Raw genomic sequence first — 21,605 nt, forward strand, 5'->3', positions numbered from 1 at the left:
GGATGAAAATGAGTAATGTGATAGTAGTCGGCGGCGGTGCTGCCGGTATGATGGCTGCCATTGCGGCAGCAAAATGCGGACATAATGTAACCCTTTTGGAAAAAAATGAAAAGCTTGGGAAAAAGCTGTTTATTACGGGAAAAGGCCGTTGTAATGTGACTAATGGGGCGGATATGGATGTTCTGTTCCAAAATGTCTGCACCAATGAAAAGTTCCTGTACAGTGCTTTTTATAGCTTTGACAATACACAGGTGTGCGATCTGATCGAACAGGCGGGCTGCCCCCTGAAGACAGAACGCGGAGACCGGGTATTTCCGGTATCCGATCATTCTTCGGATGTGATCGCCGCTCTGCAGAGAGAACTGCATAAATATCATGTGGATATTCATCTGCACACAGAAGTGAAAAAAATCCTGACGAAGGAAAGTGACGGGAAGTCTTACTTTTACGGAGTGGAATGTGCGGATCATAAGAAAATGACGGCGGATGACTGCATTATTTGTACCGGCGGCTGTTCCTATGCCAGTACCGGATCTACCGGAGACGGTTACCGGTTCGCAGAGGAGACCGGTCATAATGTAACGGAGCGAAAACCGGCACTGGTTCCCTTAGTGATCCGCGAGAGCTGGTGCAAAGCTCTGATGGGATTATCTCTTAAAAATGTGGAGATCCGGATGCAATGTGGGAAGAAGACCTGGTACGAAGGCTTCGGAGAGATGCTGTTTACCCATTTCGGTGTCAGCGGGCCGTTGATTTTGTCCGCCAGCAGCTTTTATTCCAAAAATATTTCTAAACGAAAAGGTGACGATGAGGTAAAGCTTTTCCTGGATCTGAAACCGGCACTGACACCGGAACAGTTAGATAAACGTCTGCTTCGGGATTTTGAGGAAGCGAAGAACAAGCAGTTTAAAAATGCACTGGATCATCTGTTTCCTGCGAAGCTGATTCCTGTTATGATAGAACTGTCCGGAATCTCTCCGGAGAAGAAGGTCAATGAGATTGGCAGGGAAGAGAGAAAAGCGTTCGGTATGCTGATCAAAGCATTGCCCATGACGGTGACGGGGACGAGATCTTTTGCGGAAGCAATTATTACCCAGGGCGGAATCTCTGTAAAGGACATCAATCCTTCCACTATGGAATCCAAGCTGGTAAAGCATCTGTATTTTGCAGGGGAAGTACTGGATCTGGATGCCATGACCGGTGGCTTTAACTTACAGATTGCCTGGTCTACGGGACATCTGGCGGGAGACAGCATAGAAGTGGGATGATAATCCCACGCAATCCGTAGGTATCAAAGTCGGGGGCTTTTGAGCCCAACATCATAATCACAAAGAAAAAAAGAAAATAAAAAGAAAAGAGGATATGAATATGAGCTTTAATGTAGCGATTGACGGACCGGCAGGTGCCGGTAAAAGCACGATTGCCAGAGCAGTGGCAAAAAAGAAGGGATTTATCTATGTGGATACCGGAGCAATGTACCGTGCCATGGCACTGTTCATGTTGAGAGAGGGCGTGGATCCTGCGGATGCGGCAGCTATCGCCGATAAATGTAAGGAAGCAGACATTACCATTCAGTATGTGGACGGAGAACAGGTTGTATTATTAAACGGCGAAAACGTCAATGCTTATCTGCGTACCGAGGAGGTGGGCAATATGGCATCCACCACCAGCGCACAGCCGGCTGTACGTACCAAACTGGTAGAACTCCAGCAGGCACTGGCTGCAAAAAGCGATGTGATCATGGATGGCCGTGATATTGGTACAGTGGTACTTCCTCATGCACAGGTAAAAGTCTATCTGACTGCCAGCAGCATGGTGAGGGCAAAAAGAAGATATGACGAGCTGACTGCCAAGGGAGAGACCTGTGACTTAGTAAAGATCCGTCAGGATATCGAGGACAGAGATTACAGAGATATGCACAGAGAGACTTCTCCGTTAAAGCAGGCGGAGGATGCGGTACTTGTGGATACCTCCGACATGACCATTGAACAGGTCATTGACCGGATCGTGGCATTGATTGGCTAAATGGGAGACGATATATGGAAGTAAGACTGGCAGACTGTGCAGGCTTTTGTTTTGGTGTAAAGCGCGCCGTGGATACTGTGTATGAACAATTAAAAAACGGGAAGACTATATATACCTATGGTCCCATTGTACACAACGAGGAAGTGGTCAGAGAACTGTCGGAAAAGGGTGTACGGGTTCTGGAGAATAAAGAGGAATTGAAACATCTGAAAGCCGGGGAGAACATTCCCACCGTGATCATCCGTGCTCACGGTGTGGCAAAAGAGATCTATGACATCATGGAAGCAAACGGTCTGGAATGTATCGATGCCACCTGCCCTTTTGTGAAAAAGATCCATCGTATCGTGGAACAAAAAAGCACCGAGGGGTATCATGTAATTGTTGTGGGAGATCCGAAACACCCGGAGGTAGAGGGAATCGTCGGCTGGTGTCCGGGTCCCGTTACCGTTCTGGAGACTCCGGATCAGGCAGAAAATTTTGTAAAAACAGAAGGCGAAAAACTCTGTATTGTTTCTCAGACGACATATAACTACAATAAATTTCAATATATAGTTGAAATTTTTGAAAAAAAAGGTTACAATGATAGTGTTGTGAACACTATCTGTAATGCTACAGAAGAGCGACAGCGATCGGCAAAGACCATTGCAGCGGAAGCTGACGTTATGATTGTAATAGGAGGGAAGCACAGTTCCAACAGCAGAAAGCTTTACGAAATCTGCCAAAGGGAATGTGAGCACACCTATTTTATACAGACACTGGATGACTTGCATTTAGATCTACCTAAAGCTGTTCGACTAGTGGGTATTACCGCGGGGGCTTCCACCCCAAATAAATTAATTGAGGAGGTTCAAAATTATGTCAGAATTAACTTTTGAACAAATGCTGGAAGAATCATTAAAGACAATACATGCAGGAGAGGTAGTCGAAGGTACAGTCATCGATGTGAAACCGGAAGAGATCATTCTGAACATCGGATACAAATCTGACGGTATTCTTACCAAGAACGAATACACCAACGACTCCAGCGTGGATCTTACCACGGTTGCCAAGGTTGGTGACACCATGGAAGTTAAGGTTCTGAAAGTAAATGATGGTGAGGGTCAGGTTCTCCTTACCTACAAGCGTCTTGCTGCAGACAGAGGCAACAAGAGAATCGAAGAAGCATTTAACAATCACGAAGTACTTAAAGCAACCGTATCCCAGGTACTGGACGGTGGCTTAAGTGTAATCGTGGACGAAGTAAGAATCTTCATCCCCGCAAGCTTGGTATCCGATACTTATGAGAAGGATCTGACCAAGTATGCCGGACAGGAGATCGAATTCGTGATCAGCGAGTACAATCCCAAGAGAAGAAGATACATCGGCGACCGTAAGCAGCTCATCGTAGCTAAGAAGGCTGAACTGCAGAAGGAACTCTTCGAGAAGATCAAAGAAGGCGACATCGTAGAAGGCGTTGTTAAGAACGTAACCGATTTCGGTGCATTTATCGATCTGGGTGGTGCAGACGGACTGCTTCATATCTCTGAGATGTCCTGGGGCAGAGTGGAACATCCCAAGAAGGTATTCAAGGTTGGCGACAAGCTGAAAGTCCTGATCAAGGAGATCAACGGCAATAAGATCGCATTATCCCTCAAATTCGATGATGCTAACCCTTGGAAGGACGCTGCACAGAAGTATGCAGTCGGCAATGTAGTAACCGGTAAGGTTGCAAGAATGACTGACTTTGGTGCATTCGTAGAGTTAGAGCCCGGTGTGGACGCACTGCTTCATGTATCTCAGATTGCCAAGGAGCATATCGAGAAGCCCTCTGATGTACTGAGCGTAGGCGATGAAGTAACTGCAAAGGTTGTAGACTTTAATGAGGCGGATCATAAGATTTCCCTTAGCGTTAAGGCACTGACTGCTCCTGAACCCGCTGAGGCAAAGGAAGAGTCTGACGCAGATGTAGTATCTGTGGATATCGACGCTGTAATCGCTGCAGAAGCTGCAGACACTGAGGAATAAGTAACCGTTAGGTGGTAGATATTCGTGATATACGATTATGAGTATTTTAAAAAAGAGATTTATTCTCTGACTACGATCGATCTGAATGCTTACAAAGAGAAGCAGATGAAGCGGCGTATCGATACCCTGATCGCTAAACATAAGATTGTAGGATATGATAAGTATGTACAGGCACTGAAGACGGATAAAGAACTATTCGAGGAATTCGTAGGATATATTACGATTAATGTCTCAGAATTCTATCGTAATCCGGAACAGTGGAAATATCTGGAAGACACCGTGATCCCGGAGCTGATCCAACGTTTTGGTAAGAATCTTAAGATCTGGAGTGCTGCCTGTTCCACAGGGGATGAGCCTTACTCACTGGTAATGGCTCTGTCACGGCACATTCCGTTACAGCAGATCCACATCTATGCTACCGATCTGGACAAGCAGGTCATTGCGAAGGCAAAGGCTGGTCTGTACGGTGAGAAGAGCATAGAAGGAGTGCCGGAAGATCTGAAGAAGAAATACTTCACGAAGATTGGCCCCTCCTATAAGATAGCAGATGAGATCAAAGCGAGAGTGGATTTCCACCAGCATAATTTACTAAAGGATATGTATCCTACCGATTGTGATCTGATCGTGTGCAGAAATGTACTGATCTACTTTACGGAAGAAGCAAAGGATCAGGTATTCCGGAAGTATTACCAGTCCCTGGCGAAGGGCGGTATGCTGTTTATCGGAAGTACGGAACAGATTATGAATTATCGTGAGATTGGTTTTGACAGAAAGAGTTCTTTCTATTATGTAAAACCGTTATAACAAAAAAGAGGAAAGCGGATTCGCTTTCCTCTTTTTTTGGCTGACAAATTGATTTTAGTAAGTAGATGCGATCATGGACAGAACGTGGTTGGCATACTGCGTAAAACCTTCTCTGTTTTTCTTCATCTCATCGGTTAGCTCGAAGAACAATTCTTTGCTCTTATAATCTCTCTTAAAGAAAGGAGTAAATAAGATATCCCATTGCGGCAGATAGCAGGAGAACTTCCTGGTATAGCAATTTGCTGCCGAGGCCTGGATCCGATGCTCCTTATCGACGAAACCGGCAACGGATTTATGCAGTGCTACATCCTCTGTGGGAAGATAATAGTAATCCGTGTAATTGGAATAGAAATATTTCAGCTCTTCCTCATAGATCGGTACTTTTAAGGTAGCATTGTCTCCTTCGCCGCGGAAGTAGCAGTTCGCAGCGCATGCAGTTACGGGCTTGGGCAGAGGAGTGGGGAGCTGCAGAGTGATCAGCAGCTCCTTGCGCTTGGAACCGTTCACGTCTTTATAGTAATTTGCCTGTACCTTCTTGGCTTTTACACTGTTTTCGTTGAACAGATCGTAATATGCCAGGATCGGAAGAACCTCTAACATCCCCTTTAAATCATCTGCATTATGTAAGAACAATGCCTTTTCGGTGAACTCCGAAGGATTCTTCACGTAATCATGGTACAGACCGATCAGTTCACCGCCGGAGAAGACATCGGTACGGGCAATTCCCAGATATTGTTCCAGGGTCTTCTGCTTACAGTTCGGAAGCTTTAAAAAGAACTTATAGGGAGAGATCCTGCGGTAAATATCGATTCCCCGGAATCCTTCAAAGGAGAAGGGAAGCTTTAGCTGTGTACACTTTTGCGTAATAAAAGGAAGATCAAAATTATTACCGTTAAAATGTACGAGATAGCGGTAATCCCTGGAAAAATCAAAGAAAGCAGTGAGAATCTCACCTTCTTTTGAATAATCCTCTGCCATCCACTGGATGGTATGCCATTTGCCTGCCTGATAATAGGCACAGCCTATCATATATAAATAAGAAGTACGGGAAGTGAAGCCTGTGGTCTCAATATCGAGAAAAAGTATCTGCTCCAGAGGCGCCAGCTTATCCAGGGGATAGGAGATCGCAAAATTCTCCAGAGTCTCTTCTGATTTTTTCATGTATGACCTCTTTCTGCCGTATGAGGCAATTTGATCAGTCCGTTATAGATGAATTTATTCTACCATAATTTTATAATTTGCAGTAGCATTTTGTTGATAAAAGTTGATAAAATTTGATAAAAATAGTACAATTACCATGATGTACATTGAAATATAAGTAACTATTTAGAAAGGATGTTAGGAAATGGCAAAGTTGACATTTGTAGGCGGAATACATCCCTATGATGGAAAAGATCTGTCCAAGGACAAACCGATCCAGGATGTCCTGCCCAAGGGAGAAATGGTCTATCCTCTGTCCCAGCATATCGGTGCTCCTGCAAAGCCTATTGTGGCAAAAGGAGACAGGGTACTGGCGGGCCAGAAGATCGCGGAGAGCGGTGGCTTCGTGTCGGCACCCATCTATGCATCTGTGTCGGGTACGGTGAAAGCCATTGAGACGAGACGAGTGGTAACGGGAGATCTGATACAGAGTATTATAATTGACAATGACGGTCTGTATGAGAGCGAAGAATTTCATCCGTATGCACCGGTGGATAAGCTGCAGAAGGAAGAGATCATTGACATTGTGAAGGAAGCCGGAATCGTAGGTATGGGTGGTGCCGGATTCCCTACCCATGTGAAGCTGTCACCGAAAGATCCCAATAAAATTGAATATGTCATCGCCAACTGTGCGGAATGTGAGCCTTATCTGACTTCCGATTACCGTAGAATGATGGAAGAACCGGACAAACTGATCGGTGGTCTGAAGATCATGCTGAAGCTGTTTGACAATGCCCATGGTATTCTGGCGGTGGAAGATAATAAACCGGATTGCATTTCATTGCTGAAGCAGCTGACGAAAAATGATCCGCAGATCACAGTCAAGGCATTGAAGACGAAGTACCCCCAGGGTGCGGAGCGTCAGTTGATCTATGCCACAACAGGACGTAAGATCAATTCCTCCATGCTTCCTGCGGATGTGGGATGTATCGTGGACAATGTGGATACTGTAGTGGCTATTTACAGAGCCGTGACGGAAGGGCGACCTCTGATGGAACGTATCATAACCGTTACCGGTGATGCCGTGGCGAATCCCCGGAACTTCCGCGTACCCATCGGCATGAGTTATCAGGAGCTGTTGGATGTGGCAGGTGGATTTAAACAGGAGCCGGAGAAGATCATCTGTGGTGGCCCCATGATGGGCTTCGGCATGTTCCAGCTGGATGTGCCTACGACCAAGACATCCACAGCGCTGCTGGCACTGACCCAGGATGATGTATCCGCTATGGAGCCTGGTCCCTGTATCAACTGTGGGCGCTGTGTGGAAGCCTGTCCCGGCCGTATTGTGCCCAGTCTCTTAGCAACTTATGCAGAGCACTTTGATGAGGAAGCGTTCGTAGAGCATAATGGCATGGAATGCTGTGAGTGCGGCTGTTGTAGTTATGTATGTCCGGCAAAGCGTCCTCTGACGCAGGAGATCAAATCCATGCGTAAGATCCAGCTCGCCAAAAAGAAAAAGAAGTAGGAGGGAAGAACATTGAGCGGACTTTTGAAAGTATCTTCAAATCCTCATATAAGGTCAAAAGTAACGACCAGCAGTATTATGACAGCTGTGGTGATCGCACTGCTGCCTGCTGCCGGTTTCGGAATCTATAACTTCGGTCCCAGAGCATTGGCAGTGATGGCTGTGACCATTGCAAGCACAGTCCTGACAGAATTGTTATTCGGCTGGCTCTGGAAGAAAAAAATTACCATTACCGATATGTCTGCGGTAGTAACGGGACTTTTACTGGCACTGAACCTGCCGGTGAGCATTCCGCTGTGGATGGCGGCTTTGGGAGGTGTGTTTGCAATTCTGGTAGTAAAAATGCTGTTCGGTGGTCTGGGACAGAATTTCATGAACCCGGCACTGGCAGCCAGATGTTTCCTGTTGATCTCTTTCCCTTCGCAGATGACGAACTTTACCTGTGATGCGTATACCGGAGCTACCCCACTGGCGGCACTGAAGGCAGGAGAGAGTGTCAATGTTATGAACATGATCGTAGGTAAGACTGCCGGTACCATCGGTGAGACTTCCATGATCGCGTTGTTGATCGGTGCATGTTTTCTGATCCTGATCGGTGTGATTGACCTTCGGATTCCCGGTACATACATTGTTACCGTGATCCTGTTTGCCGGAATTTTTGGAGGACACGGCTTTGATCCGGCATATCTGTCTGCACAGCTTGCAGGCGGTGGTCTGATCCTGGGAGCTTTCTTCATGGCAACGGATTATGTGACCAGACCTGTCACGAGCAAGGGACAGTATGTATACGGCATTGTTCTGGGACTTCTCACCGGAATCTTCCGTATCTTCGGACCGGGTGCGGAAGGCGTATCCTATGCGATTATTTTAGGTAACCTTTTAGTACCTCTGATCGAGAAATTCACCATGCCGACAGCTTTTGGCAGAAAGGCAGGTGTGAGACGTGAAAAATAATAAAGATATTCAGGTAATGTTAAAAGAAGCGGGCATTTTGTTCGCAATCACACTGATTGCAGGACTGCTGCTTGGTTTTGTCTATGAACTGACTAAGGAGCCCATCCGCCTGCAGGAGGAAAAGGCAGTGCAGGAAGCCTGCCGGGCAGTTTTTGCGGATGCACAACAGTTTGAAGAACTGGATGCTTATACGCCTTCCGCGGATACCGCACAGAAGTTATCCGATACCGGAATTACCATCGGTACGGTCTATGAGGCACAGGATGCTTCCGGAGCACAGTTAGGTTATGTGATCCAGACGACGACTTCCGAAGGCTACGGCGGTAATATCGTGTTGTACGTAGGTATCCGTCTGGATGGAACAGTAAATGACATTTCCATCTTAAGCATCTCCGAGACTCCGGGACTTGGTATGAAAGCCGGCGATGTGTTGGTACCGCAGTTCCATAATAAGAATGTGAAGAGCTTTACTTATACGAAGACCGGCGCTGCCTCCGACAGTGAGATTGATGCCATCAGCGGAGCGACCATTACGACTAAGGCGGTGACCAATGCCGTCAACGGAAGCCTTCTGGCATTTAATGATTATGTACAGGGAGGTGCAGGCAATGAATAAAGCGGGAGAAAGACTTTATAACGGTATTATAAAAGAGAACCCTACCTTTGTGCTGATGCTTGGAATGTGTCCTACACTGGCGGTTACCACATCTGCCATGAACGGACTGGGGATGGGACTGACCACAGCGGTGGTACTGACCATGAGTAATCTGATCATTTCCCTGCTCAGAAAAGTGATCCCCAGCAGAGTAAGAATTCCTGCATTTATCGTGATCATTGCATCCTTCGTAACTGCTGTACAGCTGCTGTTACAGGCATATCTGCCGTCACTGAACGATGCCCTGGGCGTGTACATTCCTCTGATCGTGGTAAACTGTATTATTTTAGGAAGAGCGGAGAGTTATGCATATTCCAATCCTCCCATTCCGTCATTGTTTGACGGACTTGGCATGGGCCTTGGATTTTCTCTGGCACTGACCTGTATCGGTGCAGTGAGAGAGATCCTGGCGGCAGGATCCATCTTCGGATTTCAGATCATGCCGGATTCCTATGTGACGATTAACATTTTCGGGCTGGCACCCGGTGCGTTCTTCGTACTGGCGGCATTGACAGCTCTGCAGAATTATGTGAAGAACAAGAGAAAACTGGCAGGCAAAGATTACGAGAAGATCCAGTCCGGCTGCGGACATGACTGTCTCCACTGTGGGGAGAGCGGCTGCTCGGAACGGTTCTATGATACAACAGAGAATGCCGGACAGACAGCAGAAGCTGCAGTATCTAAGATGCAAAAAGCAAAGGCTGCGGCAGATGCACTTGAAACGATAGACTTAGACAAGGAGGACAAATAAATGGATAGTGTAAAAGATATGCTTCTGTTACTGATCAGTTCCTCCATTGTCAGCAATATCGTCTTAAGCCAGTTCATGGGACTTTGCCCTTTCCTCGGCGTATCCCGTAAGATCAAGACGGCAGGCGGCATGGGCACAGCGGTTATTTTCGTCATTACCCTTGCGAGTGCGGTGGCGGGTGTGATCTATAAGTTTATTTTACAGCCGTTACACATTGAGTACTTAGAGACCATTGTATTCATTCTTGTCATTGCGGCGCTGGTACAGTTCGTGGAAATGTTCCTGAAAAAGGCAATGCCTTCTCTGTATCAGGCACTTGGCGTATATCTTCCGCTGATCACCACCAACTGTGCGGTCTTAGGTGTTGCCATTACCAACGTACAGAAGGAATACGGTATTTTAACCGGTATTGTGAACGGTTTCGCCACGGCACTTGGCTTTACCATTGCCATCGTGATCTTAGCGGGACTGCGTGAGAAGATGGAATACAATGAAGTTCCGGAATCCTTCAAGGGAATGCCTATGGTTCTGCTGACAGCAGGACTGATGGCAATTGCTTTCTGCGGATTCTCCGGTCTGATTTAGGAAGGGAGTAACTTAAAGATGAGTATAACAGGAATTCTGATTGCTGCGGCATGTGTCGGAATCGTCGGCATCTTTGTGGGACTGTTCCTCGGCGTGGCCGGTATTAAATTCAAAGTAGAAGTAGATGAGAAGGAGGAGGCGGTGCTTGCCGCCCTTCCCGGTAATAACTGCGGTGGCTGTGGATTTGCCGGATGTTCCGGACTGGCAGCTGCCATTGCAAAAGGAGAGGCTGCGGTCAATACCTGTCCGGTAGGAGGAGAAGAAGTCGGCAAAAAAATTGCTGCGATCATGGGAGTGGAGGCTGGAGCTTCCGAACGTAAGGTGGCGTATGTTCACTGCCAGGGAGACTGCGACCGGACGAAGACGGATTATGATTATTACGGCATCAAGGACTGCCGTATGATGAGCTTTGTCCCCGGTGGTGGTCCGAAGTCCTGCAACAGTGGCTGCCTGGGATATGGAACCTGTGTGCAGGTATGTCCGTTTGATGCCATTCATGTAGAGAACGGTGTGGCGGTAGTAGATAAGGAAAAATGTAAAGCCTGCGGAAAATGCGTGGAAGTATGTCCCAAGCATCTGATCAGTTTAAGACCATATTCCAATACCGTGCAGGTGGCATGTAGTTCCACAGACAAAGGTCCCGTTACCATGAAAGCCTGTACAACAGGCTGTGTGGGCTGCGGTATCTGCGTGAAGAACTGTCAGCATGATGCTGTGAAAGTAGAGAACTTCCATGCGGTCATTGACCCGGAGAAATGCGTAGGTTGTGGTGCCTGCATGGAGAAGTGCCCGAAGAAATGTATCGTAAAGGCATAGCATCAAAGTCGGGGACTTTTACCTCCGACATCATAATAAAAAGTACAAGAGGAGAAAAGGTATGCGTCTTCCGGACGATTATGAAGATCACGGAGGTGGGCTGACACCTACGGTGATCAGTGCCATTGTAGCTGTCACAATCTTCGTGGCGGTGATTCTTTGTGTGGTATTGATCATAAACAGGAGACCCACATCCCACCAACAGAATACTTCGGCTGCACAGACGGAGAATACTTCTCTGACGGGAAGTAATCAGACAGATAAATACCCGGATACGCAGGACCTGATCACCGGAAGCACGTTATCTCCCTCGGATCTGGACTTCTGGGACAAGTTTCCGGAAGCGACGGCTACACCCATGCCTTCTGCAGATCCTTCCGCACAGGATGGGAAAAAGGAGACGGTGGAAGCAGATCCTTCCACGGACGGGAAACACACCCTGGTGACCAACCGGGACGGCAAGGAAGAATGGGTGCTGATCAGTCCGTATCTTCCGAAGCATGAATATGATTTTACCAAACTGGTGTGCCAGTCGGATCTGATGAAATACTATCAGGACGGAAAATTAACTTCCTATGTAGGAGTGGATATTTCCAAATATCAGGATTATGTAGATTTTCTGAAACTGAAAAAAGCCGGTGTGGATTTTGTGATGCTCCGGGTGGGTGCCAGAGGTTACGGCAGCGGACAGATCGTGCTGGATGATTATTTTACGGATAACATCAAGAGAGCCACCGATGCAGGACTTCGGATCGGCGTATATTTTACTTCCCAGGCAATCACAGAGGAAGAAGCGATAGAGGAAGCAAAAGTGGTCCTGGAGAATATCAAAGACTACAAGGTTACTTATCCTGTGGCGTTTGATATGAGCTTTGTGGAGAATGACACGGCGAGAATCGAGAGCGTAAACAGGGCGGATAAGACGAAGATCACGAAGGCTTTTCTGGACACGATAGCTGCAGCGGGATATAAGCCACTGCTCTATGGAGACAAGGAATGGCTGATAAAGGAAATCGACCTGTCCAAGCTGTCGGCGTACGATGTATGGCTGTCACAGTTTACAGATATCCCGGATTATCCGTACCGTTTTACCATGTGGCAGTATGCAGGCGATGTGGCAATTGACGGTATCGCGGGCTATGCCAATATGAATATCAGCTTTATTGATTATTCGGAGAAATAGTCGGATAATTCAAAATCCCCGGCGCTATGGTGAGGGCAGAATAAATCTCGGCATAGCGGCTGGGAGCGATTTCTTCCACGTAATTATATGAAAAATTATTTGTGACACCTTTGCTTCGCAGAATGTCGATGGCTTTATTATAGGCGATAGCGGCTTCTGTCTCGGTAGCATAGCGTCCCACCAGATAATTACCGCGAATATGAATGCGGACAGTATAAATGTACTGTCCGTTTTTTGCTGCGGTTTTGCGGACACCGTGATAGATATTATGGATCTCTAAATTTTCTCTCCGAAAATCCGTCGGATCACCGTTGCGGAAACAGTAGTCTGTGCCGGGAACAGCATAACTTTTGATCCCGTAGCGTGAGGTCAGAGTGATCTGCATTCCATAATCCGCCACAAAGTAATGGTTGCCCCGGCGCATGATCTTGTGGGAGGAATAATAGAACAGATCCTCCAGATCGAACTTTAATACATGATGGGGAGACAGATAATAGTAAAACAGCTGCTGTCCCATATAGATGGGATTCCCCAGGTAGATCCCATTGTCCCGTAAATTAAGAAGGCAGACCCACTTCTCAAAAGGAAGAGGGGAGGCAGGCTCATAGAACTTAAGAGAGGTGGAAAAGTCTGAAAGCAGACGGAGCCCTTCTTCGTAAGCCTTATGGGCATCCTCTGCCACAGGGTAGCTGCCGAGACTGATATGTTTCCCATGCCGGGTCAAAGAGGCACGATAATAGACCGTCCCGTCTTTTTTGACGGCACGGAACACTCCTTTATATACTTGATCTTTTTCACTGTTTTTTTCACTCATATTCTTATACTAACATTTTTCCCGGAAGAACAACAGATATATTTTTCGGACGAGCTGCATAGAATGAAGTTAGAGTCCAAATAAGAAAATGAGAAAGGGTCAGTTTTCAGCGATGTATAAAAAAGCTTTGAGCGGACTACTGACGATAAATCTGTTGTTTTTGCTGGGAGTCTTAAGCCTGTGCAGAATGGAGGACATCGGACAGAAAATGCAGCAGGCGGTCCGTCAGACACAGGCAGAGGAGAGACTGTTGGCAGACAGAGAGAGCATGGTTATGGGGATCGCTTCCAGAACCTCCTCCGGACAGAGAGTAGTGGATTGCAATGAATTGCAGAGAAACAGCAAGTATCAGCTGACAGAAAAGGAGCTGGAGGTATTGCTTCGAATTGTAGAGGCGGAAGCGGGATGTGAGGATGAGGAGGGGAAGCTTTTGGTGGCAAATGTGATACTGAACCGATTGAATTCTCCCAAATTCCCGGATAGCATTACAGAGATCGTGTTCCAGCGGGAGAATGGAGTAGCACAATTCTCTCCGGCTTATGACGGGAGCTATGCCTGTGCAGAAGTCAGTGAAGAGACGGTAAAAGCAGTGGGACGGGCTTTGAAAGGCGAAGACATATCTGACGGAGCACTGTATTTTGCAGCCAGAAAATACGCGGAGGATGACAGAATGCGGTGGTTTGATGAAAAACTTACGTTATTGTTCCGTTACGGAGGGCACGAGTTTTTTAAAGAGTAATACAATACAGGGATACTTTATCAATTCACCTTGCAACAGTACCTAAAATATGCTATACTTTTACGAAATTACAAGTGGATCATCATCCATAGATACATATAGATACGGAGGAGAGGAAATGGAAGTAATTTATCGCAGTACACGCAGCAACAGCGCACCGGTAACCGCATCACAGGCGATCCTGAAGGGATTATCCGATGACGGAGGATTGTTTGTACCGGATCATATTCCTACATTGGACAAGAGCCTTAAGGAGCTTGCTGGAATGACTTATCAGCAGGTTGCATATGAGGTTATGAAATTATTCCTGACGGATTTCACGGAAGAAGAACTGAAGAACTGTATTAACAGTGCTTATGATTCCAAGTTTGATACAGAAAAAATTGCTCCGCTTGTGAAGGCAGACGATGCGTATTATCTGGAATTGTTCCATGGATCCACCATTGCTTTTAAGGATATGGCACTTTCCATTTTACCTCATCTGATGATCACTTCTGCCCGTAAGAACAATATTAAGAACGAGATCGTGATTCTGACCGCTACCTCCGGCGATACCGGTAAGGCAGCCCTGGCAGGCTTTGCAGATGTAAAAGGCACTCGTATCATTGTATTTTATCCGAAGAACGGTGTCAGCCCGATCCAGGAGAAGCAGATGGTGACCCAGAAGGGCGCTAATACCTTCGTAGTAGGTATTCACGGCAATTTTGACGATGCCCAGACCGGCGTGAAGAAGATCTTCTCCGATAAGGAGCTGGCAAAAGAGATGGATGAGAAGGGCTTCCAGTTCTCCTCGGCCAACTCTATCAACATCGGACGTCTGGTACCTCAGATCTGCTATTATGTGTATGCTTATGCTCAGTTATGTAAAGATGGTAAGATCGCAGAGGGTGAGAAGATCAATGTTGTAGTTCCCACCGGTAACTTCGGTAACATTCTGGCAGCATTTTATGCGAAGAATATGGGGCTTCCTATTGATAAGCTGATCTGTGCTTCCAATGACAATAAGGTACTGTATGATTTCTTCCGTACCGGAACCTATGACCGCAACAGAGAGTTCGTACTGACGACATCTCCCTCCATGGATATTCTGATCTCCAGCAACTTAGAGCGTCTGATTTACCGTATCGCAGGCAATGATGCGGATAAAAACCGGGAGCTGATGAGTGCGCTGACCGGCAACGGCAAATACGAGATCACCGAAGAAATGAAGGCACAGCTGGCTGACTTCTATGGTAACTTCGCAAGTGAGGCAGAGACAGCAGCAGAAATCCGCCGTCTGTATGAGAAATGCGGCTATGTGATCGATCCCCATACCGCAGTAGCTTCCGCAGTATACGGAAAATATGTGGCAGAGACCGGGGATCATAAGACCACCGTCATTGCTTCTACTGCAAGCCCCTTCAAATTTACCAGAAGCGTCATGGATGCGATCGATACCAAATATGATGTAATGGGGGATTTTGAACTGGTGGATGAATTATCCAAAATTGCTAAGGTGAAGGTACCCGGAGCTATCGAAGAGATCCGTACCGCACCTATACTTCATGATACGCAGTGTGATGTGGATAAAATGAAGGATACCGTAAAAAGTTTTCTTGGTATTTAATGTGGAATAAGATCATGATCAGAGAATCCCTCTTTGTGTGAGGGATTCTCTTTTTGTGGAAGGGTTAATTGCCACAGGATTCACAGCGGTCAAAACCGGGGTTAAAGGCATAGAAGTTCTTTGAATTCAGGTGGTCCTGTGTGATACGGAGGGCTTCTCCGAAGCGCTGGTAATGGACGACTTCGCGGGCCCGCAGGAATTTGATGGGTTCGCAGATATCCGGATCCTTGATCAGACGTAAGATGTTGTCATAGGTGGAGCGGGCTTTCTGCTCCGCAGCCATATCCTCGTGCAGATCAGTGATGATATCTCCCTTTACCTGAAATTCACAGGCATTAAAGGGAACACCGCCCGCTGCCTGAGGCCAGACACCGATGGTATGGTCCACATAATAGTTGGCGAAACCGCTTTTCTCAATCTCTTCCATGGAGAGGTTACGGGTCAGCTGGTGGACGATGGTGGCTACCATTTCAAGATGCCCCAGTTCTTCAGTTCCAATATCAGTCAGCAGTCCGGCAACTTCCTTATAAGGCATCGAATAACGTTGGGACAGGTAACGCATGCTGGCGCCCATTTCACCGTCCGGTCCGCCGTACTGGGAGATGATGACCTGCGCCAGCTTCGCGTTGGGCTCTTTGATATTTACCGGAAATTGCAGTCTTTTTTCATAGTTCCACATCAGTTACAGCCTCCTTCCCAGGGGAGAGGGGCACTGCCCCAGCGCCAGTCCCTGTTACTTTCGGCGAGATCCTTGCGCAGTGGGTAATGATCTCTTGCAAATTCCCGCTCCATCTGTGTTTTGATCCGTGCGTAGTGATTGAAGTATTCCATGGCTTTTTGGTCCGAAGGGTGGGTGTCCAGATACAGCATCAGATCTGTCAGGACGAAATCAGCGATGCCGATATCATACAGTTTTTTTTCTTCGCTGTTCATTTGACGCATCTCCTTCCTGTAAAGGGTTTGTCAAGCTCGGGGAAAATAGTACCGGCCCTGTATCCTTTTTCCAGATTTTCATACATTTGGGTAAAATGCTGCCAGGGGACATAAGCCATGGCGAGAGGATATTTTTCAAACGGTTCCTCGAAAGAATAATCTTTCATAGCGATCAACTGTCCTTTCCGTAAAAACATTTATTATATGGTATGAACAGAGAAGAAAAGAGTGCATAGCTTTGGATGATACAAAATGGATACAATCAGGAGTTAAAGTAATATGAGAATTTATAGAATGAGGGGCAGAAGAAATGTTCAGGATATTAATTGCAGAAGATGAAGAGCCGATCGCTAATCTGATCCGGATGAATCTGACAAGGGCAGGGTATCTGTGTACCTGGGCGCCGGATGGAAAAAGCGCGGCAGATCTTATGGAACGGGAGAAATTTGATCTCGCACTGTTAGATATTATGCTACCGGGGATCAACGGGTATGAGCTGATGGATTATGCGAAAGACTGTGAACTGCCGGTGATCTTCCTGACGGCACTGGGATCTACGGAACATAAGGTGAAAGGACTCCGAATGGGGGCGGATGATTATCTGCCCAAGCCGTTTGAGATCGTAGAGCTGCTTGCCAGAGTGGAGGCGGTGCTGCGCAGATATCATAAGACGGAGACGGTCATCCGGGCGTGCAATGTCACCATAGACACGGCATCCCACAGAGTGACTCTGGACGGGGAGGAAATCTATCTGACACCGAAGGAATTCGATCTGCTGTTATTATTCGCCAGGAATAAAAACAGGGCGTTGTACCGGGAAACCATATACGAGACTGTATGGGGTGGCGAATATATGGGACAGAGCCGGACTGTGGATCTGCATGTGCAGCGGCTGAAGAAAAAGTTACATTGGGAAAATATTATTATAGCGGTATATAAAGTGGGGTATCGTTTGAATGAAGTTCACGCATAAATTATTTTTTTCCATCACAGCACTCCTTACGGCAGCGTTTATGCTGTTTGGAAGCTTTATGCTGTTTTCTTATTTTAACCGTATGTTAGAACGGGAGACGGAGCAGGGAAAACGTGAGAACCTTCTCTTTCAGACTATTTATGATATGGTGTATCAGAACATGGAAAAATACGGAGCGGAATTTGCAGGGATACAGGCAGGAAATTCTGCCACAGAACGGATGACGGATCAGAACGGTACGGAATGTATGATCCTTGAAACGGATGGCACGATCACTCTGGAGGGCAGCCTGAAGCTGCCGCAGGATGAGATCAAGAGCCTTGCGGAAGAAATGATCCGGACTTTTGCTCCCGGTGCAGATCAGGTCTACGGTGTCCGCAAGGTAGGAAAGAGTTATTACCTGCTCAGCATTATCACAGATCAGGCGACGGATTCGGCAGATATGGTATATCTTGGGATTTTGAAGGATCTGAGCGGCATTTATGAAGAACGGAGCAATATGATGCGGCAATATGGTATCGCTCTGGCGGGCCTTATGGTGATCGGCGGCCTGGCAGCTTTTTTGCTGTCCAGATATCTGACCCGTCCCATAGAGCAGTTAAACCGCACGGCGGGGAGGATTGCAGGGGGAGATTTTGAGAAGAGGGCTGTCTATCAGGGGGCAGATGAGATCGGAGAACTGTCCCGGAGCTTTAACCGGATGACGGACAGACTGGTACGTCAGATGGAGGAAAAAGAGCTGGAAGCAAAACAGAAGGAAGATTTTACGGCGGCGTTTGCGCATGAACTCAAGACACCGCTAACTTCCATCATCGGATACGCGGATATGCTGAACTCCTATGAACTGACGAAACAGGAGAGGGGCGAAGCCACCTATTATATTTTCAGTCAGGGAAAACGTCTGGAAAGCCTGTCTCACAAATTGCTGGAGTTGGTGGGAATGGACAGACAGGAATTAGAATTCAAGAAGATTCAGACGAAAGAACTGGAGGAAAATATCCGGGATACGATGCGGATCCCCTTTGAACGCAAAGGGATCCGGGGAAAGATCGATCTGGAAAAAGGGGTGATCTTGGGTGACAGGGATCTGCTTTTGTCACTGTTATATAATCTGCTGGATAATGCTGTAAAGGCTGTGGAAGAAGGTGGATTTATCCTGATGAAGGGAAGGAAGCTTTCACAGGGCTATGAGATCAAGGTGGTAGACAACGGCAGGGGGATCCCACAGGAGGAGATCGCGAGGATCACGGAGGCTTTTTATATGGTGGATAAGTCCAGATCCCGCAAGGAGGGCGGAGCCGGTATCGGAATGGCCCTCTGTCAGAAGATCATCACCCTGCACCAGGGGGAACTGAAGATTGACAGCAAGCTTGGAGAAGGCACGGTAATGCGGTTATATTTTCCCGGGGAAATGCAGGTGGTAAAAAATAAAAGCAACAGGGGAGCAAAAGGCGGAATATGAAAAAACAGGAGAATAAGAACCGGCGGAATTTCCTGCTATGTATGGGCGGACTGCTTGTGCTGATCGTATTTGCATTCGCAGGACCGGAAGGGCTGTTACGATTGCAGGATAAGAACAGGCTGACTGGGTCAGTCAGCATATCGAATACGGGAACGGATTATACTGTCTGGAAGGAAGAGTATGAGACAGACACCGTGCGCAGACTTCAAAATCTGGCAGACGGTATCGCTTTGGGAAAACAGTACTATATCTCTGAACAGGATTATGAAGCTGCAACGGATGGTGAAATATATAGTCTGATCGATGAATATATTTTAAATACGGAATGGAATTACACTTTTCAGGATATGGGTGTGATCCCGGAGGATTATTTTTTCAAAAATATGGATACAGATAACATTTCCATCAAACGATATATTTTGTATGATGAAAAGCTGTCGGATGGAGTTGCGATCATGGCCTATGACATCTGTATGCGCATGAAGGAAGAGGAGGTTACGGGAGTCAGTATAGAGTGTGTCGTGGATTCCGAGACCGGAACACTCTATGCCATGAAGGTCGTGCTGGCAGATGAGACAGAACCGGTCACCTGGGATGATATCGGTGCGGATGCCCCTTATTATTTTATCACCGATTATATGCAGTCCTATCTGCATGATTATGATTCCAAGACCTATATGGAAATAGAAGGAGAGGTGCCTTATGATACCAATGCACAGATCATGTGGGATAAAGAGGCTGAAATAAAGGCTGAAATAGAGGCTGAAACAGAAGCGAAGGAGCAGACAACTATGGGAAACGACAACGGTGAGTATACGTGTGATCTGGAATACGGAGAGCATAAGCTGCATCTGATCGCAACACTGCTCAATGCTTCCGAAAGACAACTGGAGAAAGGCATCGGATATCTGTTCGGGATTCGGGAGATCGCAGAAAAGATCCCGGGTTTTTGGCCGGATAACAAGTAAATACATTCCGGAAAATACAGGAATCCGGAAAAGCAGCCGGACAGTGATATCAACGTATAAAATAGAAAAATAAAGAATATATTTTAGAAAAATAAGTCAGGGAGACAGACTTTTTATGATCACAGAGGTAAAAGGCTTTTTACAGCAGGCAGACCGGATCGTATGGGGACCCTGGCTTATTTTTTTATTATTGGGCTGTGGCTGTTATCTGATGATAAGTCTGCGCTTTCTTCCCTTGAGAAATCTGTTGGCGGCACTTGGGCTGGTGTTCCATTCTAAGAGCTGGAAAGGTACAGATGGGGAAGGGGTTTCTTCTTTTTCAGCTCTGACTACAGAACTGGCGGCAACAATAGGCACGGGAAATATCGTAGGCGTGGCTACTGCCATGGTGCTGGGAGGACCGGGAGCATTGTTCTGGATGCTTTTGTCCGGGATCATCGGACTGTCGACCAAACTGGTGGAAAGTACGCTGTGCGTCAGATATCGTGTAAGAGATCACAAAAGGAAACCGGTGGGTGGTCCCATGTATGTTCTGCAAAATGCATTTCCGTATAGACGCATGGGGCGGATCCTTGCGGTACTGTTTGCAATATTCGCAGTACTTGCCTCCTTTGGCATGGGGAATATGACGCAGGGGAATTCTATTGCGGAGGCACTGGCTGTGACTTTTGGAGTAGGCAGGACAGCCACAGGACTGGTGCTTGGTATCCTTACGATTCTGGTAATCCTTGGAGGAATCGATAAAATAGCAAGGGTCACGGAATATCTGGTGCCCTGTATGGCAGTATTTTATCTGTTCGGAACAGGCATGGTGATCTTTACTCATTTACATAATCTACCGTCAGGAATTTGGCAGATCCTGTGGGGGGCTTTCTGCCCGGAGGCTATGGCAGGAGGAACCATCGGATTCTTATGCTCTATAGGTAACGGCACTGCCTGTTCCGGCAGGCAGGCTATGCGCTATGGTGTCTCCCGTGGTGTATTTTCCAACGAAGCGGGACTTGGAGCAGCCGGTATCAGTGCGGCTTGCGCAGATACATCGGATGCGGTGCGTCAGGGGTATATCAGCATGACGGGAGTTTTTATTGATACCATTGTGATCTGTTCCCTGACAGGGCTTGCCATAGCATCCAGCGGCATGCTGGGACAGAGGGATGCGCAGGGGGAATTTTTGAACGGAACTGCGCTTATGATCGCTGTATTTTCTTCCACCTTTGGCAGGGTGGGGGAATGGATGCTTACACTATCTATTGCATTGTTTGCGTTTGCTACCATTATTGCCTGGGAATATCAGGGAGAGAAAGCATTTGAATATCTGATGGGACGCTGCCACCGGACCGGATGGTACCGAGTGGGATATGGTATAGCGGCTTTTTTAGGTGCCGTCTGTTCGCTGGAAGCGGTATGGGATTTTTCGGATATCTGTAATGGTCTGATGGCAGTGCCGAATCTTCTGGCGGTAGTGATGCTGTCGAAGGGAATCTGTCGGGAAATAAGATCATATAAGCTCTGAACGATCACGCCGGAAATCACCCCCAGAAATTACCCCTGAAATGAAATTAAATATTGAAGCGGTGCGGTCACCATGATATGATAAATAAGATGTGGCTATACGGATTTGAGAGAAGTACAAGCCCGGATAAGTTGTATTTGTGTAGAAACGTTAGG

23 protein-coding genes are annotated in these 21,605 nt (G+C 47.0%); 18 read left to right on the forward strand and 5 right to left on the reverse strand.

Going from position 1 to position 21,605, the window contains the following annotated elements; genetic code table 11:
- The first annotated feature begins 8 nt into the window (after positions 1-8).
- The 5 genes from ACTRDR_RS04155 (at position 9) to ACTRDR_RS04175 (ending at position 4,833) form a co-directional block, all read left to right on the forward strand.
- Positions 9-1,268 (forward strand): NAD(P)/FAD-dependent oxidoreductase, encoded by a 1,260-nt coding sequence (locus tag ACTRDR_RS04155; protein WP_440526263.1) that lies wholly within the window; start codon positions 9-11, stop codon positions 1,266-1,268.
- Between the two features lie 100 nt (positions 1,269-1,368).
- On the forward strand, positions 1,369-2,025 hold the full coding sequence (gene cmk / locus ACTRDR_RS04160; RefSeq protein WP_440526264.1) for a (d)CMP kinase: 657 nt from the start codon (positions 1,369-1,371) through the stop codon (positions 2,023-2,025).
- A gap of 14 nt (positions 2,026-2,039) precedes the next feature.
- Positions 2,040-2,900 (forward strand): 4-hydroxy-3-methylbut-2-enyl diphosphate reductase, encoded by an 861-nt coding sequence (gene ispH / locus ACTRDR_RS04165; protein ID WP_176863279.1) that lies wholly within the window; start codon positions 2,040-2,042, stop codon positions 2,898-2,900.
- Positions 2,881-4,029, forward strand: a complete 1,149-nt coding sequence (rpsA, locus tag ACTRDR_RS04170) for a 30S ribosomal protein S1 (RefSeq protein ID WP_176863277.1) — start codon at positions 2,881-2,883, stop codon at positions 4,027-4,029. The genes ispH and rpsA overlap by 20 nt, the downstream gene beginning before the upstream one ends.
- Before the next feature lie 27 nt (positions 4,030-4,056).
- Positions 4,057-4,833 carry a CheR family methyltransferase gene (locus ACTRDR_RS04175; protein ID WP_440526304.1) on the forward strand — a complete coding sequence of 259 codons (777 nt, stop codon included), beginning with the start codon at positions 4,057-4,059 and terminating at the stop codon, positions 4,831-4,833.
- 54 nt (positions 4,834-4,887) lie between these two features.
- Here the strand turns inward: ACTRDR_RS04175 and ACTRDR_RS04180 are convergent, their stop codons facing one another.
- Positions 4,888-5,994 carry a ribonuclease H-like domain-containing protein gene (locus tag ACTRDR_RS04180; protein ID WP_440526265.1) on the reverse strand — a complete coding sequence of 369 codons (1,107 nt, stop codon included), beginning with the start codon at positions 5,992-5,994 and terminating at the stop codon, positions 4,888-4,890.
- A 184-nt stretch (positions 5,995-6,178) separates the two neighbouring features.
- Between ACTRDR_RS04180 and rsxC the strand changes: the two genes are divergently transcribed.
- The 7 genes from rsxC to ACTRDR_RS04215 all read left to right on the forward strand — a co-directional run bounded on the left by rsxC (position 6,179) and on the right by ACTRDR_RS04215 (position 12,442).
- Positions 6,179-7,498 carry an electron transport complex subunit RsxC gene (rsxC, locus tag ACTRDR_RS04185; RefSeq protein ID WP_440526266.1) on the forward strand — a complete coding sequence of 440 codons (1,320 nt, stop codon included), beginning with the start codon at positions 6,179-6,181 and terminating at the stop codon, positions 7,496-7,498.
- 12 nt (positions 7,499-7,510) lie between these two features.
- Entirely contained in the window at positions 7,511-8,452 is a 942-nt protein-coding gene (locus ACTRDR_RS04190; RefSeq protein WP_176863269.1) for an RnfABCDGE type electron transport complex subunit D, read from the forward strand.
- A 7-nt stretch (positions 8,453-8,459) separates the two neighbouring features.
- Entirely contained in the window at positions 8,460-9,068 is a 609-nt protein-coding gene (locus tag ACTRDR_RS04195; RefSeq protein WP_440526305.1) for an RnfABCDGE type electron transport complex subunit G, read from the forward strand.
- The gene (gene rsxE / locus ACTRDR_RS04200) at positions 9,061-9,858 is read left to right on the forward strand and encodes an electron transport complex subunit RsxE (RefSeq protein WP_440526267.1); all 798 of its coding nucleotides are present in this window, start codon (positions 9,061-9,063) and stop codon (positions 9,856-9,858) included. The genes ACTRDR_RS04195 and rsxE overlap by 8 nt, the downstream gene beginning before the upstream one ends.
- Positions 9,859-10,443, forward strand: a complete 585-nt coding sequence (locus ACTRDR_RS04205; protein ID WP_022153243.1) for an electron transport complex protein RnfA — start codon at positions 9,859-9,861, stop codon at positions 10,441-10,443.
- A gap of 18 nt (positions 10,444-10,461) precedes the next feature.
- Complete coding sequence (locus ACTRDR_RS04210; protein ID WP_176863265.1) at positions 10,462-11,259, forward strand: RnfABCDGE type electron transport complex subunit B; 798 nt, start codon at positions 10,462-10,464, stop codon at positions 11,257-11,259.
- A 61-nt stretch (positions 11,260-11,320) separates the two neighbouring features.
- A complete protein-coding gene (locus tag ACTRDR_RS04215; RefSeq protein ID WP_176863263.1) occupies positions 11,321-12,442 on the forward strand; it encodes a GH25 family lysozyme in 1,122 nt (373 codons plus the stop codon).
- On the opposite strand, the gene ACTRDR_RS04220 is transcribed toward ACTRDR_RS04215, so the two are convergent.
- A complete protein-coding gene (locus ACTRDR_RS04220; RefSeq protein ID WP_440526268.1) occupies positions 12,420-13,256 on the reverse strand; it encodes a hypothetical protein in 837 nt (278 codons plus the stop codon). The two genes, ACTRDR_RS04215 and ACTRDR_RS04220, sit on opposite strands and share 23 nt — an antisense overlap.
- A 112-nt stretch (positions 13,257-13,368) precedes the next feature.
- On the opposite strand from ACTRDR_RS04220, the gene ACTRDR_RS04225 reads away from it, so the two are divergent.
- Entirely contained in the window at positions 13,369-13,995 is a 627-nt protein-coding gene (locus ACTRDR_RS04225) for a cell wall hydrolase (RefSeq protein WP_440526269.1), read from the forward strand.
- A gap of 118 nt (positions 13,996-14,113) precedes the next feature.
- Positions 14,114-15,601, forward strand: a complete 1,488-nt coding sequence (gene thrC, locus ACTRDR_RS04230; protein WP_440526270.1) for a threonine synthase — start codon at positions 14,114-14,116, stop codon at positions 15,599-15,601.
- A gap of 64 nt (positions 15,602-15,665) precedes the next feature.
- On the opposite strand, the gene ACTRDR_RS04235 is transcribed toward thrC, so the two are convergent.
- From ACTRDR_RS04235 to ACTRDR_RS04245, 3 genes are read right to left on the reverse strand one after another with little or no spacing between them, the layout of a single operon-like run.
- Positions 15,666-16,280, reverse strand: a complete 615-nt coding sequence (locus tag ACTRDR_RS04235; protein WP_176863254.1) for a manganese catalase family protein — start codon at positions 16,278-16,280, stop codon at positions 15,666-15,668.
- Positions 16,280-16,534: a spore coat protein CotJB gene (locus tag ACTRDR_RS04240; RefSeq protein WP_440526271.1), complete on the reverse strand. Its 255-nt coding sequence runs from the start codon at positions 16,532-16,534 to the stop codon at positions 16,280-16,282. Before ACTRDR_RS04240 ends, ACTRDR_RS04235 begins: the two co-directional genes overlap by 1 nt.
- Positions 16,531-16,701, reverse strand: a complete 171-nt coding sequence (locus ACTRDR_RS04245; protein WP_118546899.1) for a spore coat associated protein CotJA — start codon at positions 16,699-16,701, stop codon at positions 16,531-16,533. The genes ACTRDR_RS04240 and ACTRDR_RS04245 overlap by 4 nt, the downstream gene beginning before the upstream one ends.
- A gap of 143 nt (positions 16,702-16,844) precedes the next feature.
- Between ACTRDR_RS04245 and ACTRDR_RS04250 the strand changes: the two genes are divergently transcribed.
- The 4 genes from ACTRDR_RS04250 to ACTRDR_RS04265 all read left to right on the forward strand — a co-directional run bounded on the left by ACTRDR_RS04250 (position 16,845) and on the right by ACTRDR_RS04265 (position 21,450).
- A complete protein-coding gene (locus ACTRDR_RS04250; protein ID WP_440526272.1) occupies positions 16,845-17,507 on the forward strand; it encodes a response regulator transcription factor in 663 nt (220 codons plus the stop codon).
- The gene (locus tag ACTRDR_RS04255; protein WP_440526273.1) at positions 17,491-18,969 is read left to right on the forward strand and encodes an ATP-binding protein; all 1,479 of its coding nucleotides are present in this window, start codon (positions 17,491-17,493) and stop codon (positions 18,967-18,969) included. The genes ACTRDR_RS04250 and ACTRDR_RS04255 overlap by 17 nt, the downstream gene beginning before the upstream one ends.
- Positions 18,966-19,937, forward strand: a complete 972-nt coding sequence (locus ACTRDR_RS04260; RefSeq protein WP_440526274.1) for a hypothetical protein — start codon at positions 18,966-18,968, stop codon at positions 19,935-19,937. The genes ACTRDR_RS04255 and ACTRDR_RS04260 overlap by 4 nt, the downstream gene beginning before the upstream one ends.
- A gap of 115 nt (positions 19,938-20,052) precedes the next feature.
- Complete coding sequence (locus ACTRDR_RS04265) at positions 20,053-21,450, forward strand: amino acid carrier protein (protein WP_176863244.1); 1,398 nt, start codon at positions 20,053-20,055, stop codon at positions 21,448-21,450.
- The last annotated feature ends 155 nt before the right edge of the window (positions 21,451-21,605 follow it).

It is taken from the genome of Simiaoa sp., from assembly GCF_051972595.1.
Taxonomy (GTDB): Bacteria; Bacillota; Clostridia; order Lachnospirales; family Lachnospiraceae; genus Acetatifactor; species Acetatifactor hominis.